The 13,549-nt window shown below is 54.1% G+C and carries 14 protein-coding genes and 1 other annotated feature; of the genes, 9 read left to right on the top strand and 5 right to left on the bottom strand.

The annotated features are described in order from the left end of the window. Nucleotides 1–23: 23 nt before the first annotated feature. Together ACREYP_RS07865 and ACREYP_RS07860 are read right to left on the bottom strand one after the other, a co-directional pair. Entirely contained in the window at nt 24–938 is a 915-nt protein-coding gene (locus ACREYP_RS07865) for a LysR substrate-binding domain-containing protein (RefSeq protein ID WP_008455025.1), read from the bottom strand. 26 nt (nt 939–964) lie between these two features. Beyond that, nucleotides 965–1,792: an SDR family oxidoreductase gene (locus ACREYP_RS07860; RefSeq protein ID WP_008455027.1), complete on the bottom strand. Its 828-nt coding sequence runs from the start codon at nt 1,790–1,792 to the stop codon at nt 965–967. Between the two features lie 200 nt (nt 1,793–1,992). Between ACREYP_RS07860 and hisL the strand changes: the two genes are divergently transcribed. The 9 genes from hisL to hisIE all read left to right on the top strand — a co-directional run bounded on the left by hisL (nt 1,993) and on the right by hisIE (nt 9,227). After that, nucleotides 1,993–2,043: a his operon leader peptide gene (gene hisL / locus ACREYP_RS07855; protein WP_126358378.1), complete on the top strand. Its 51-nt coding sequence runs from the start codon at nt 1,993–1,995 to the stop codon at nt 2,041–2,043. Beyond that, nucleotides 2,019–2,141, top strand: a sequence feature (His leader region). It overlaps the preceding gene by 25 nt. Nucleotides 2,142–2,178: 37 nt before the next feature. Beyond that, the gene (gene hisG / locus ACREYP_RS07850) at nt 2,179–3,078 is read left to right on the top strand and encodes an ATP phosphoribosyltransferase (protein ID WP_008455029.1); all 900 of its coding nucleotides are present in this window, start codon (nt 2,179–2,181) and stop codon (nt 3,076–3,078) included. A 4-nt stretch (nt 3,079–3,082) separates the two neighbouring features. Beyond that, nucleotides 3,083–4,390: a histidinol dehydrogenase gene (hisD, locus tag ACREYP_RS07845; protein ID WP_498881247.1), complete on the top strand. Its 1,308-nt coding sequence runs from the start codon at nt 3,083–3,085 to the stop codon at nt 4,388–4,390. Further along, nucleotides 4,387–5,469, top strand: coding sequence for a histidinol-phosphate transaminase (hisC, locus tag ACREYP_RS07840; protein WP_498881246.1), 1,083 nt, complete (start codon nt 4,387–4,389; stop codon nt 5,467–5,469). The genes hisD and hisC overlap by 4 nt, the downstream gene beginning before the upstream one ends. Next, entirely contained in the window at nt 5,466–6,533 is a 1,068-nt protein-coding gene (hisB, locus tag ACREYP_RS07835; protein ID WP_498881245.1) for a bifunctional histidinol-phosphatase/imidazoleglycerol-phosphate dehydratase HisB, read from the top strand. Before hisC ends, hisB begins: the two co-directional genes overlap by 4 nt. Beyond that, a complete protein-coding gene (gene hisH / locus ACREYP_RS07830) occupies nt 6,533–7,123 on the top strand; it encodes an imidazole glycerol phosphate synthase subunit HisH (RefSeq protein ID WP_039295104.1) in 591 nt (196 codons plus the stop codon). The genes hisB and hisH overlap by 1 nt, the downstream gene beginning before the upstream one ends. A gap of 3 nt (nt 7,124–7,126) precedes the next feature. Further along, nucleotides 7,127–7,864, top strand: coding sequence for a 1-(5-phosphoribosyl)-5-[(5-phosphoribosylamino)methylideneamino]imidazole-4-carboxamide isomerase (gene hisA, locus ACREYP_RS07825; RefSeq protein WP_008455040.1), 738 nt, complete (start codon nt 7,127–7,129; stop codon nt 7,862–7,864). Continuing rightward, nucleotides 7,846–8,622 (top strand): imidazole glycerol phosphate synthase subunit HisF, encoded by a 777-nt coding sequence (gene hisF / locus ACREYP_RS07820; protein ID WP_213712473.1) that lies wholly within the window; start codon nt 7,846–7,848, stop codon nt 8,620–8,622. Before hisA ends, hisF begins: the two co-directional genes overlap by 19 nt. Further along, on the top strand, nt 8,616–9,227 hold the full coding sequence (gene hisIE, locus ACREYP_RS07815; RefSeq protein WP_008455044.1) for a bifunctional phosphoribosyl-AMP cyclohydrolase/phosphoribosyl-ATP diphosphatase HisIE: 612 nt from the start codon (nt 8,616–8,618) through the stop codon (nt 9,225–9,227). The genes hisF and hisIE overlap by 7 nt, the downstream gene beginning before the upstream one ends. A 59-nt stretch (nt 9,228–9,286) precedes the next feature. Here hisIE and wzzB read toward each other — a convergent pair whose 3' ends face one another. From wzzB to ACREYP_RS07800, 3 genes are all read right to left on the bottom strand, one after another. Then, nucleotides 9,287–10,282: an LPS O-antigen chain length determinant protein WzzB gene (gene wzzB / locus ACREYP_RS07810; protein WP_498881244.1), complete on the bottom strand. Its 996-nt coding sequence runs from the start codon at nt 10,280–10,282 to the stop codon at nt 9,287–9,289. Between the two features lie 231 nt (nt 10,283–10,513). After that, nucleotides 10,514–11,923: an NADP(+)-dependent, decarboxylating phosphogluconate dehydrogenase gene (gene gnd / locus ACREYP_RS07805; protein ID WP_498881243.1), complete on the bottom strand. Its 1,410-nt coding sequence runs from the start codon at nt 11,921–11,923 to the stop codon at nt 10,514–10,516. A 143-nt stretch (nt 11,924–12,066) separates the two neighbouring features. Beyond that, nucleotides 12,067–13,533, bottom strand: a complete 1,467-nt coding sequence (locus ACREYP_RS07800) for a glycoside hydrolase family 1 protein (RefSeq protein WP_498881242.1) — start codon at nt 13,531–13,533, stop codon at nt 12,067–12,069. Nucleotides 13,534–13,549: the final 16 nt, after the last annotated feature.

Genomic DNA, 13,549 nt, shown 5'->3' with positions numbered 1-13,549 from the left:
AAATTCCGCCAGTCAAAAAGGCACTATTTTTCTACTGGCATATACACCTGGGCGATATGCGGGTCGGCGACGATTTTTTCTCGCCACCATTCGCTGGCAAGCCCGGCCGTTTGCTCATTCCAGCCAATCCAAACCGGTACATAAGGCACCTGCCCCGCAACCTGTTTTTCCACCAGCGCACCACTCTCAATATAGCGCTGCGCCATATAGCGCGGCATATACCCGCAGCCAATGCCGCTGATTTGCAGCTCGAGCTTGGTTTTGAAATCAAACACGGTGATCGCCTCCTGCTCTTCAAGCAAATGCAGCGCTCGGGCGGACTCGATTCTGGAGGTATCTCCGACGACCACCGCCCGGGACTGCTTAACCAGCCGTCTGGGCAGTGGCTCCTCCGCTTTCGCCAGCGAATGATGTGGGGCGACAACAAAGACGATCTCCAGCCGGCCCAGAAGCGTAAAGCCAAAACCGCTCAGCGAAGGCGGCTCGCTCATCGCCCCGACAATAATGTCCGCCCGCCCTTCCGTGAGCGCTTCCCACGAGCCGCCAAGCACATCGTTGATAAATTTTAGCCGCGTTACGCTGTAGCTTTGATAGAACGCCTCGATTAAGGGCGTCAGCAGGGAAAAGGGAAAGGCGTTGTCCACGCCGATGGTGAGTTCGTGTTCCCAGCCCTGCTGGAGTTTGATCGCCTGCTTTTCCAGCTCGCGTACCGAATGCAGAATTTCCCTGCCTTTTTCCAGCAGGAGCTGGCCGGTTCGCGTAAAGCGCGCCCGGTGGCCGCTGCGGTCGAGGATTTGAATATTGAGGTCGCTTTCCAGCTTTTGCACGCTGTAGCTCAGCGCCGAAGGGGTTTTAAAGAGCTTTGCCGCCGCCGCAGCAAAACTCCCCTCTTTATCCAGCGCATCGAGAATGATCAGGACCTCCAGCAAAGGTTTCATATTCACTCCCGGATGTGCGGCTGAATTTACTGCATAGGCATAAGCAGCGGATTAGGATATTGATAGTCGAAGCCTAGCTCATTACAGATGCGGCTGCCGTCAATCAGCTTACCGTGGCCGGTTGCCGCGTCTTTACGGAACGACGGGGCCTCAAGGCCAATTTGCCGCGCCATAAGCGAATAGAATTCTTCCCGCGTTGGGTGGGCCGGAGCACAAAGATTATAGACTCGCCCGCCTTTAGGTGCCTGAAGCAGCAGCGTGATGGCCGAAATCACATCTTCCAGATGCACGAGATTTACGCCATGCTGCCCGTTTGCCACGTCCCTTTTCCCCGCTAAAAAACGCCCAGGATGGCGTTCCGGCCCCACCAGCCCCGCTAGGCGGAGGATATCCACGGACGTCCCCGGGAGTTTGTGCAGCCAGTCTTCCAGCTCTTTAAGCACTTTCCCGCTGGCGGTGACAGGTTTAAGCGGGGACGTCTCTTTTACGCTACCCTCGCCTTCCCCATACACGGAGGTCGAGCTGGTAAAAATAATGCGCGGCACGGAATGCGCCAGCGCGCTGTCGACTATTTCCTGCACCGCCTGCAGATAAAAATCATCGCCTTCTCCAGTGCGACGGGCGGGCAGCGTCACCACTAACGCGTCAACGTTCAGCAGCGCTTCCAGGTCTTCACTGTCGCAAACCAGTTCCGGCTGCAGATTCAACTGATAACTTTCGATCCCGCACATGCGAGCTGCTTCTACGCCATCCAGCGTGGTTTTGCTGCCGGTAACCTGATAACCGCGCGCTGACAATGAGAGCGCCAGCGGCATACCCAACCACCCCAACCCGACTATTGCGACCCTTTTCATGCCTTGTCTCCTGACCTTGCAGCATTATCTTCTGAAGAGTGAATTTAGCTCTCCGTTAAGGCTACGCCACCCGGGCAGAACTGACAATTCCCTCAGCCTTACAGAATATTAATCAGCGAGGAAAAAACCCCTTGCGCTCGGTGCGTCATCTGGTTTACGTTAATTGGCACATAATGAATAGTCATTCATACGAGAATTTTATGACACGCGCTCAGTTTAAAAACCACCATCATCACCATCACCCTGACTAGTCTTTCAGGCGATTGGTGCTGGGAGACGAAAAGATCTTCCAGTGGTGCGTGAACGCGAGAAAAAGCCCCCGGAAGATATCTTCCGGGGGCTTTTTTATTGGGCGTCAGACAGGAATTGATAAGGGGTAACTACCGATGACCGACAACAACCGTTTACGCATAGCTATGCAGAAATCTGGCCGTCTTAGCGATGATTCACGCGAATTACTCGCCCGCTGCGGCATAAAAATTAACCTGCACACCCAACGCCTGATTGCGCTGGCCGAAAACATGCCCATCGACATCCTGCGCGTGCGTGATGACGACATTCCAGGGCTGGTGATGGACGGCGTCGTGGACCTCGGCATCATCGGTGAAAACGTGCTCGAAGAAGAGCTGCTGACGCGCCGCGCCCAGGGCGAAGATCCGCGTTATTACACGCTGCGTCGCCTGGACTTTGGCGGCTGCCGCCTGTCGTTGGCCACCGCCGTAGACGAGCCGTGGGATGGCCCGGCCAGCCTCAACAACAAACGCATTGCGACCTCTTACCCGCACCTGCTGAAGCGCTACCTCGACCAGAAAGGCGTGCAGTTTAAATCCTGCCTGCTGAACGGCTCGGTGGAGGTGGCCCCACGCGCCGGTCTGGCCGATGCCATCTGCGACCTGGTGTCTACCGGCGCAACCCTTGAAGCCAACGGGCTGCGTGAAGTCGAAGTTATCTACCGCTCCAAAGCCTGCCTGATCCAGCGTGACGGCGAAATGCCGGCAGCCAAGCAGCAGCTGATCGACAAACTGCTGACCCGTATCCAGGGCGTGATTCAGGCTCGCGAGTCCAAATACATCATGATGCACGCGCCAACCGAGCGCCTGGATGAAGTGATTGCCCTGCTGCCGGGCGCCGAGCGTCCAACCATTCTGCCGCTGGCCGGCGATCAGCAGCGCGTGGCGATGCACATGGTGAGCAGCGAAACGCTGTTCTGGGAAACCATGGAAAAACTGAAGGCGCTGGGTGCCAGTTCCATTCTGGTGCTGCCGATTGAGAAGATGATGGAGTGATGTGATGAGCAACTTCAACACGCTGATTAACTGGAACGCCTGCGACGAAGGCGCGCGACGCGCGCTGCTAATGCGCCCGGCTATCTCCGCTTCGGACAGCATCACTCGCACCGTGGCGGAAATCCTGAACAACGTTAAAAGCAACGGCGATGCCGCCCTGCGTGAATACAGCGCGAAGTTCGATAAAACTGAAGTGAAGCAGCTGCAGGTCACTCAGCAGCAAATCGATGAAGCCGTCGCGAGACTCGGCAGCGAGATTAAAGAGGCGATGGCCGTGGCCGTCGCTAACATCGAAAAATTCCACCTCGCGCAGCAGCTTGCCCCGGTGGATGTGGAAACCATGCCCGGCGTGCGCTGCCAGCAGGTGACTCGCCCTGTAGCCTCCGTGGGCCTGTACATTCCCGGTGGATCCGCCCCGCTGTTCTCCACCGTGCTGATGCTGGCCACGCCTGCCCGCATTGCTGGCTGCAAAAAAGTCGTCCTTTGCTCCCCGCCACCAATTGCCGATGAGATTCTCTACGCGGCCCAGCTTTGCGGCGTACAGGAAGTGTTTCAGGTCGGCGGCGCCCAGGCTATTGCCGCGCTGGCGCTAGGCACAGAAAGCATTCCGAAAGTGGACAAGATTTTTGGGCCTGGCAACGCCTTCGTCACCGAAGCAAAGCGCCAGGTCAGTCAGCGTCTCGACGGCGCAGCTATTGATATGCCTGCTGGCCCATCGGAAGTGCTGGTGATCGCCGACAGCGGCGCCACGCCTGATTTTGTCGCCTCCGACCTGCTTTCTCAGGCGGAACACGGCCCGGATTCTCAGGTGGTTCTGCTGACCCCAGACAGCACCATGGCCCTGGCCGTTGCCGATGCCGTTGAGCGCCAGCTTGCCGCCCTGCCGCGCGCAGAAACCGCACGCAAAGCGCTGGAAAGCAGTCGCTTAATTGTTGCCCGTGATTTAGCGCAGTGCATTGAGATTTCCAACCAATACGGTCCAGAGCATCTGATCATTCAGACCCGCAACGCCCGTGAACTGGTGGACGATATTACCAGCGCAGGCTCGGTATTTCTGGGCGACTGGTCGCCGGAATCCGCCGGGGATTATGCCTCCGGGACAAACCACGTCCTGCCGACCTACGGTTACACCTCCACCTGCTCAAGCCTCGGGCTGGCGGACTTCCAGAAGCGCATGACCGTGCAGGAGCTGTCTCCGCAGGGTTTTGCTTCTCTGGCAAAAACCATTGAAACCCTGGCCGCCGCCGAGCAGCTGACCGCCCACAAAAACGCCGTTACCCTCCGCGTAGCCGCCCTGAAGGAGCAAGCATGAGCCTCGAAGAGTTAGCCCGCGCCAACGTTCGCGCCCTGACCCCTTATCAGTCTGCCCGCCGCCTGGGCGGGAACGGTGACGTCTGGCTGAACGCCAACGAATACCCGACGCCGGTAGAGTTCCAGTTAACCGCGCAGACGCTGAACCGCTACCCGGAGTGCCAGCCAAAGCAGGTCATCGCCAACTATGCCAGCTACGCAGGCGTGAAGCCTGAGCAGGTTTTGGTGAGCCGCGGCGCGGATGAAGGTATCGAACTGCTGATTCGCGCGTTCTGCGAACCGGGCAAAGACGCGATTCTCTATTGTCCGCCGACCTACGGCATGTACACCGTCAGTGCCGAAACCTTTGGCGTAGAGTGCCGCACCGTGGCCACGCTGGATAACTGGCAACTGGATCTTCCGGCGATTGCAGAGAAGCTCGACGGCGTAAAAGTTGTTTATGTTTGCAGCCCAAACAACCCAACCGGCCAGTTGATTAATCCGCAGGATCTGCGCGCGCTGCTGGAAATGACCCGCGATAAAGCGCTGGTCGTTGCCGATGAAGCCTATATCGAGTTTTGCCCCCAGGCGACGCTGGCAGGCTGGCTTCAGGAATATCCCAACCTGGTCGTGCTGCGGACGCTCTCCAAAGCATTTGCGCTTGCAGGCCTGCGCTGCGGATTTACGCTGGCGAATGAGGAAGTGATTAACCTGCTGCTAAAAGTCATCGCCCCTTACCCGCTTTCTACACCGGTAGCTGACATCGCCGCCCAGGCGCTAAGCCCGCAGGGCATCAACGCGATGCGTGAGCGCGTGGCCGAAGTGCTACTTAATCGCCAGTATCTGATCAATGAGCTGAAAAGCGTCCCTTGCGTTGAGCAGGTTTTCGACAGCGAAACCAACTACGTCATCGCCAGAATGACCGCCTCCAGCGCAGTCTTTAAATCACTGTGGGATCAGGGCATTATCTTACGTGACCAGAATAAACAACCGACGTTAAGCGGCTGCCTGCGCATCAGCATCGGCACGCGAGAAGAGTGCCAGCGCGCCATTGAGGCGCTGCGTCAGCAACCCGGCCTGCAGGCCACGGAGAGCAAATGAGCCAGAAAGTACTTTTTATTGACCGCGACGGGACCCTGATTTCCGAGCCACCGAGCGATTACCAGGTCGACCGCATGGAGAAACTCGCCTTTGAGCCTGCGGTGATCCCGGCTCTGCTGCAGCTGCAAAAGGCGGGTTACCGTCTGGTGATGATCACCAACCAGGACGGCCTGGGTACCGCCAGCTTCCCTCAGGCCGATTTCGACGGCCCGCACAACCTGATGATGCAGGTGCTGACCTCACAGGACATTCTTTTTGATGAGGTGCTGATTTGCCCTCACCTGCCGGCGGACAACTGCGACTGCCGCAAGCCGAAGCTGGCGCTGGTCACTGGCTACCTGCAGGACGGCGCGCTGGATAAAGCCAATAGTTACGTGATTGGCGACCGCGCCACGGACATTGAGCTGGCCGCAAACATGGGCATTCAGGGTCTGCGCTACAACAGCGATGGCCTGGACTGGAAGCAAATCGCCGAGAAACTCACTAAGCGCGATCGCTACGCCCACGTGGAGCGCAACACCAAAGAAACGCAGATTGACGTGAAGGTGTGGCTGGATCGTGAAGGCGGCAGCAAGATCGCCACCGGCGTCGGTTTCTTTGATCACATGCTGGACCAGATCTGCACCCACGGCGGCTTCCGCATGGAGATCGCGGTGAAAGGCGATTTATACATCGACGATCACCACACCGTGGAAGATACCGGCCTGGCGCTGGGCGAAGCGCTTAAGCTGGCGCTGGGCGATAAACGTGGCATCACCCGCTTTGGCTTTGTGCTGCCGATGGACGAATGCCTCGCCCGCTGCGCGCTGGATATCTCCGGCCGGCCGCACCTTGAATATAAAGCCGAGTTCAACTACCAGCGCGTGGGCGATCTCAGCACCGAAATGGTGGAACACTTCTTCCGCTCGCTCTCTTACACCATGGGCGTGACGCTGCACCTGAAGACCAAAGGCAAGAACGATCACCACCGCGTGGAAAGCCTGTTTAAAGTCTTTGGCCGCACCCTGCGCCAGGCGATTCGCGTAGAGGGCGATACGCTCCCCTCCTCGAAAGGAGTGCTCTGATGAACGTGGTGATCCTCGACACGGGCTGCGCCAACCTGCATTCGGTGAAATCGGCCATTCAGCGCCACGGCTATGAGCCGCTGGTCAGCCGTGACCCGGACGTGGTGCTGCGCGCCGATAAGCTTTTTCTGCCGGGCGTAGGCACCGCGCAGGCGGCCATGAACCAAATCATCGAGCGCGATTTAGTGGAGTTGATTAAAGCCTGTACCCAGCCCGTGCTGGGTATTTGCCTGGGAATGCAGCTTCTCGGCAGCCGCAGTGACGAAAGCCACGGCGTGGAAATGCTGGGCATTATCGACCAGCCGGTATTGCAGATGAAAGACTTCGGCCTGCCGCTGCCGCACATGGGCTGGAACCGCGTTTACCCGAAGGCGGGCGACCGCCTGTTCCGCGGCATTGAAGACGGGGCGTATTTCTACTTCGTTCACAGCTACGCGATGCCGGTCTGCGAAAACACCATCGCCCAGGCAAACTACGGTGAAGCCTTCACCGCGGCGGTGCAAAAAGATAATTTCTGGGGCGTTCAGTTCCACCCCGAACGTTCCGGTGCGGCTGGGGCTCAGCTGCTGAAAAACTTTCTGGAGATGTAGACGATGATCATTCCGGCTCTTGATTTAATTGACGGCAACGTGGTGCGTCTCCATCAGGGAGATTACGGCCAGCAGCGTGACTACGGCAGCGATCCGCTTCCGCGTTTACAGGATTATCAGGCTCAGGGTGCGGAAGTGCTGCACCTCGTTGACCTGACCGGGGCTAAAGATCCGGCGGCCCGCCAAATTCCTCTGCTGCAAAAACTGCTGGCTGGCGTGAGCGTGCCGGTTCAGGTTGGCGGCGGTGTGCGTACCGAGCAGGATGTTGAAGCCCTGCTGGATGCGGGTGCCGCTCGCGTTGTTGTTGGCTCCACCGCTGTAAAATCTCCGGCACTGGTACAACGCTGGTTTAAACGCTTTGGCGCCGATGCTCTGGTGCTGGCGCTGGACGTGCGTATTGATGCCGAAGGTAACAAACAGGTCGCGGTGAGCGGCTGGCAGGAAACCTCCGGCACCACGCTGGAACAGCTTGTCGATGAGTTCCTGCCGTTTGGCCTGAAGCATGTGCTGTGCACCGACATCTCTCGCGACGGCACGCTGGCAGGCTCAAACGTCGAGCTTTATCAGGAAGTGTGTGCCCGCTTCCCGCAGGTCGCCTTTCAGGCTTCGGGTGGTATTGGCGGGCTGGATGATATTGCCGCCCTGCGCGGCAGCGGCGTGAAAGGCGTGATTGTTGGACGCGCGCTTCTGGAAGGTAAATTTAACGTGAAGGAGGCGATTTCATGCTGGCAAAACGGATAATCCCTTGCCTGGACGTGCGTGACGGCCAGGTCGTGAAAGGCGTGCAATTCCGTAATCACGAAATCATCGGCGACATCGTGCCGCTGGCGCAGCGCTATGCTCAGGAAGGCGCAGACGAACTGGTGTTTTATGATATCACCGCCTCGAGCGATGGCCGCGTGGTAGACAAAAGCTGGGTGACTCGCGTGGCGGAAGTGATCGATATTCCTTTCTGCGTGGCGGGTGGGATCAAATCCGTGGAGGATGCCGCGCAGATCCTGTCGTTCGGGGCGGATAAGATTTCCATTAACTCCCCTGCCCTGGCCGATCCTGAGCTTATCACTCGCCTGGCGGATCGCTTCGGCGTGCAGTGCATCGTGGTCGGCATTGATACCTGGTTTGACGCAGAAACCGGCAAATACCACGTGAATCAATACACCGGCGATGAAAGCCGCACCCGCGTAACAAAGTGGGAAACGCTGGATTGGGTGCAGGAAGTGCAGAAGCGCGGCGCCGGGGAAATCGTCCTGAATATGATGAACCAGGATGGCGTGCGTAACGGCTATGACCTGACGCAACTGAAGAAAGTGCGTGAAGTGTGTCACGTGCCGCTTATCGCCTCCGGTGGTGCAGGCACCATGGAACACTTCCATGAGGCCTTCCGCGATGCGGACGTTGACGGCGCTCTGGCAGCTTCCGTGTTCCATAAGCAAATTATCAATATTGGTGAACTGAAGGCGTTTCTGGTTCAGCAAGGCGTGGAGATTCGAGTGTGTTAACAGAACAACAGCTAGCCCAGCTGGACTGGGAAAAAACCGATGGCCTGATGCCGGTTATCGTTCAGCACGCGGTGTCCGGTGAAGTCCTGATGCTCGGCTATATGAACCAGGACGCGTTGGCAAAAACTCAGGAAAGCGGCAAAGTGACCTTCTTCTCGCGCACCAAACAGCGCCTGTGGACTAAAGGTGAAACGTCAGGCCATTTCCTGAACGTGGTGCGTATTGCGCCAGACTGCGATAACGACACACTGCTGGTGCTAGTTAACCCCATAGGCCCAACCTGCCACCTCGGCACCTCAAGCTGCTTTGGGGATACTCACCACGACTGGCTTTTCCTGTTTGAACTTGAACAGTTGCTGGCCTCAAGGAAAACTGCCGATCCCGCCAGTTCCTATACCGCCAAACTGTACGCCAGCGGCACCAAGCGTATTGCGCAGAAAGTAGGCGAAGAAGGCGTGGAAACCGCGCTGGCAGCAACCGTGAACGATCGTCACGAACTGACCAACGAAGCTTCTGACTTGATGTATCACCTGCTGGTGCTGCTGCAGGATCAGGATTTGGACTTGAGTACGGTGATTGAGAATTTACGGGCCCGGCATAAATAAGCCCTGGAACAGATGTAAAAAAGGCCGCTAATGCGGCCTTTTTGTTTTTTTTAGCAAGCTTAGGCTGCTGATTTATAGTTACGCAGCGCGTTGCGCCCAAGGACATAGCCCGAGCCGACAATAATGCCCAACAAGGCGGCAAGCACCAGCGTCAGGCCTTTTTTCGGGCTGTCTTTACGCACCGGCAAAGTTGCCTTCATGACATACCGAAACGCATAGGTCGTTTCCGGCGTCGATCTTAATTCACTCACCGCAAGGAGCGACTGACGGGCGTTAAAATAAGAGTTATCTAAAGGCAGCGGTCGGGACGCTTCGTTCTTGATCATCGAAGAAAGCGCCTCGCTTCCCAGAACAAACAGCGTATCTTCAGACATTGTTTCAGCCTGTGAAACGGCAGGCTTAGTAATATTAGATTGCTGAGCCACCAACAGCGCCTGGTTCAGCTCATCCAGACGCTTTTGCTGTTTCTCCTTAGCAACTTTTTCTTTTGTGGCGAGCAGGTCTTTTAAATCGCTTATTTTTGCGTCAACGGAAGTTTTAAGGTCATCATCCAGCTCAGCGACAGTCCGCTTATTAATCTGCTGGAGATAAGTATTCAGTGTTGTCTGCGCCTGCTCAGCAGAACTCGCCACATAGCTAATCTTGAGCGGCAGCGGTTGATCCTTTCCGGCGGGTTCTATGGTCAGTTTTTCTGGTATTTGCTGATTGGCCAACTGCTCAGAGAGGGCCGAAATGGCAGAGTTGAATCGCCCAAAATAACGCTGTTGGATCTCGGCCAGCGAGGGCACAGCCTCTGGAGACTGGGCATTAAGAACGCTCATGGCATTGCTGTAGTTCGAAATCTGCCCGGTATCCGGGAGCGTAACTATCGCCTCAGAAGTCCATTTTTCTGTTGCAAAAGTGAGATAAGCAATAGCGATTAAGATGGCTAAAATCATTGCTGCCGCAATGGCGATTTTGCCTCGCCATAGCTGGATAAGAAGATCAATTAAATCAATATTTTCCTGTTTATTGCTGGCGTGTTCTTTCGCCACATTTAAGTCAGCTCGATTCATAATTGCCTTTGAAAAAAATGAGAACAGCTACGTATATTCATCAGATTTATAGTATAGAAAGATAATGGGCAAAAGACCTTAATGATTTGTAAGGAAAAGATCGGAATTTGCTGAAAAATTAGCATAGAGACCGAATGTCAAAAAATCACAAAAATAAGCTGTGTGATATTCGACCAGGCCTCAAATGTAAATAAGGCCCTCGAAGGGCCTTTTATCAGAACGTGAAAAGAATCAGTCAAGCCACTCGGTGTGGAAGACGCCCTCTTTGTCCGTGCGCTTATAGGTATGCGCCCCGAAATAGTCACGCTGAGCCTGGATCAGGTTAGCCGGCAGAACCGCTGCGCGGTAGCTGTCGTAGTAGGCAATCGCCGCGGAGAAGGTCGGCGTTGGGATACCGTTCTGCACAGCGTAAGAGATCACATCACGCAGGGCCTGCTGGTAATCGTCGGCAATCTTATTGAAGTAAGGGGCCAACAGCAGGTTCGCAATAGCTGGCGTTTCAGCATAGGCATCGGTGATTTTCTGCAGGAACTGAGCACGAATGATGCAGCCCGCACGGAAAATCTTCGCAATTTCACCGTAGTTCAGATCCCAGTTATTCTCTTCAGACGCGGCACGCAGCTGGGAGAAGCCCTGAGCATAAGATACGATTTTACCCAAGTACAGTGCGCGACGAACTTTCTCGCTGAACTCAGCTTTGTCACCGGTGAATGGCTTGGCCTGCGGGCCACTCAGCACTTTAGACGCCGCCACACGCTGCTCTTTCAGAGAAGAGATATAGCGCGCGAACACAGATTCGGTAATCAGAGACAGCGGCTCACCGAGATCCAGAGAGCTCTGGCTGGTCCATTTCCCGGTACCTTTGTTGGCCGCTTCATCCAGGATCACATCGACAAGATATTTACCCTCTTCATCTTTTTTAGTAAAGATGTCCTTGGTGATGTCGATCAGGTAGCTGCTCAGCTCGCCTTTGTTCCACTCTGTGAAGGTTTCAGCCAGCTCTTCGTTGGAGAGATCCAGGCCATGCTTCAGCAGGGAGTAGGCTTCTGCAATCAGCTGCATGTCACCGTATTCGATGCCGTTATGAACCATTTTAACGTAGTGGCCAGCGCCATCAGGACCGATGTACGTTACGCAAGGCTCGCCGTCTTCCGCAACCGCAGCAATTTTGGTCAGGATTGGCGCAACCAGTTCGTAAGCGTCTTTCTGGCCGCCAGGCATGATAGATGGGCCTTTCAGGGCGCCCTCTTCACCTCCGGAAACACCGGTCCCGATGAAGTTAAAGCCTTCAGCAGACAGGTCACGGTTACGACGAATAGTGTCCTGGAAGAAAGTGTTCCCGCCATCAATGATGATGTCGCCCTTATCGAGGTAAGGCTTCAGGGAGTCGATGGCAGCATCGGTACCTGCGCCCGCTTGCACCATCAACAGAATGCGACGTGGTGTTTCGAGGGACTCAACGAACTCTTTTACGGTGTAGTAAGGAACAAGTTTCTTGCCCGGGTTCTCTGCGACAACGTCTTCAGTCTTCTCACGGGAGCGGTTGAATACGGAAACGGTATAACCACGGCTTTCGATGTTCAGCGCCAGGTTGCGCCCCATCACGGCCATACCCACAACGCCGATCTGCTGCTTGGACATTACATACTCCTGTCAGGTGTGATCACTGTCGGGTAACCCCGGCAGATATAATTAACAAGAATCTTAACTCAAAATTCAGGCACAGGGATAGCCATTTGTGTCTTGGATCACAGTAAACACGAAAAAGAAATGCCCTATTAAAATCAATGTTCTAAGCTACATTTGTTCGTTGCGGTGTACTCTTTTATAAGCCGCTGGTATTGGAAATAGCTTGCTTTTGGCGTCCGTGTAAGCTGCTTGCTGTTAAAATCAACGCCTATCAGCCCAAAGCGATTCTGGTAACCCCAAAGCCATTCAAAGTTGTCTAACAAACTCCAGAAAAGATAGCCTTCTATTTTAAGACCTTCTTTTTTAGCATTCATAACAGCTTCCACGTGACGCTTAAGGTAATCAGCTCTCAGATTATCTGAAATCACTCCGTCTTTAAGTTTCTCATCCCCGGGGCCGAACCCTGCACCATTTTCAGTAATAATGAACTTAGGATGTTGGTATTTAACATCTAGTTCTTTCATCATTTTAATGAGCGCATCTGGAGATATCGGCCCATTAACTGAAGGCTGCTTATCGGGATTGGCGACATTCCCAATGCCAAATGGCTGGTTCTTTTCGAATTTAACTAAGGTTGGAGAATAATAATTTACGCCAATAAAATCAGGCTTCCCACTATTAATAAACTTCATTTCTTGATTTGTAGGGGAAAAACCTGGATTAGCCGCAGTATATATATCATTTACATCCTTAGGATATTTCCCCTTATATAAAGCTTCCAGAATCCAGTTGTTATGCAAATTATTACAAAGCCGTTCAGTATCGCTGCCTTGATGTTCAGTATCGATGCAGGGAGATAAATTCAGCGCAATACCAATAGAACCAGCATATTTTGATTTATGATAAGCAGTAACTGCCCTTGCATTTGCCAGGAGTAGATGATGTAAAGACACTGCTTGTTTCGCGCGAGATGCAACAGACAGAACGTCATTATAACCATCAGGCTTTTGATTTATAAGATTTTCAGCCAACGGTTCTAAAGTGAAAACGTAGCCCTCTGGCTCATTAAAAGTGATAAAATACTTCGACTTATCACCAAAATTCTGGAAGATTACATTTGCATAATTTTCAAACCAGATCGGGGATTCCGGGTTTGCCCATCCTCCCTTTTGATACAAGGCTAAGGGCATGTCCCAGTGATAAAGTGTTATAACAGGTTCAATGCCTGCCGCTTGCAAGTCTGAAACCAATTTCAAATAATAGGCCAAGCCTTGTTTATTCACGGTCTTACCATCGGGCATAACCCTTGACCAGGAGATAGAGAATCGATAGGAATTAACGGCCAACTGCTTCATCAGCGCTATATCCTTTAAATAGACATCTCGTGAATACTGATTTATCGCTACATCACCATTTTCTACTTTACCAATTATATATTTAGTCACTTCTTTGTGTGTAAAGTAATCCCAGTTAGAAGGTCCCTTCCCATCTTTATCCCACCCCCCCTCAACCTGGTAGGAGGAGGATGCCGTTCCCCACAAGAAATCACACTGCTGATGCTCCGCTGAAAATGCTGGAGATATAAAATAAAAGGAAGACAGCAAAAGGCATTTAAATTTCATAGGAATCCACCAAAAT

This window comes from Enterobacter sp. TMH.L2, from assembly GCF_050847315.1.
GTDB lineage: Bacteria > Pseudomonadota > Gammaproteobacteria > Enterobacterales > Enterobacteriaceae > Cedecea.
Note: the sequence above shows the minus strand (reverse complement) of the source record. Positions and strands in the feature narration are given on the sequence as shown.

Coding starts and splice junctions, on each gene's coding strand:
- ACREYP_RS07865 (WP_008455025.1), bottom strand. CDS start 938: ATGAAACCTTTGCTGGAGGTCCTGATCATTCTCGATGCGCTGGATAAA.
- hisA (WP_008455040.1), top strand. CDS start 7,127: ATGATCATTCCGGCTCTTGATTTAATTGACGGCAACGTGGTGCGTCTC.
- hisG (WP_008455029.1), top strand. CDS start 2,179: ATGACCGACAACAACCGTTTACGCATAGCTATGCAGAAATCTGGCCGT.
- ACREYP_RS07860 (WP_008455027.1), bottom strand. CDS start 1,792: ATGAAAAGGGTCGCAATAGTCGGGTTGGGGTGGTTGGGTATGCCGCTG.
- hisC (WP_498881246.1), top strand. CDS start 4,387: ATGAGCCTCGAAGAGTTAGCCCGCGCCAACGTTCGCGCCCTGACCCCT.
- ACREYP_RS07800 (WP_498881242.1), bottom strand. CDS start 13,533: ATGAAATTTAAATGCCTTTTGCTGTCTTCCTTTTATTTTATATCTCCA.
- hisH (WP_039295104.1), top strand. CDS start 6,533: ATGAACGTGGTGATCCTCGACACGGGCTGCGCCAACCTGCATTCGGTG.
- hisB (WP_498881245.1), top strand. CDS start 5,466: ATGAGCCAGAAAGTACTTTTTATTGACCGCGACGGGACCCTGATTTCC.
- hisD (WP_498881247.1), top strand. CDS start 3,083: ATGAGCAACTTCAACACGCTGATTAACTGGAACGCCTGCGACGAAGGC.
- wzzB (WP_498881244.1), bottom strand. CDS start 10,282: ATGAATCGAGCTGACTTAAATGTGGCGAAAGAACACGCCAGCAATAAA.
- hisF (WP_213712473.1), top strand. CDS start 7,846: ATGCTGGCAAAACGGATAATCCCTTGCCTGGACGTGCGTGACGGCCAG.
- gnd (WP_498881243.1), bottom strand. CDS start 11,923: ATGTCCAAGCAGCAGATCGGCGTTGTGGGTATGGCCGTGATGGGGCGC.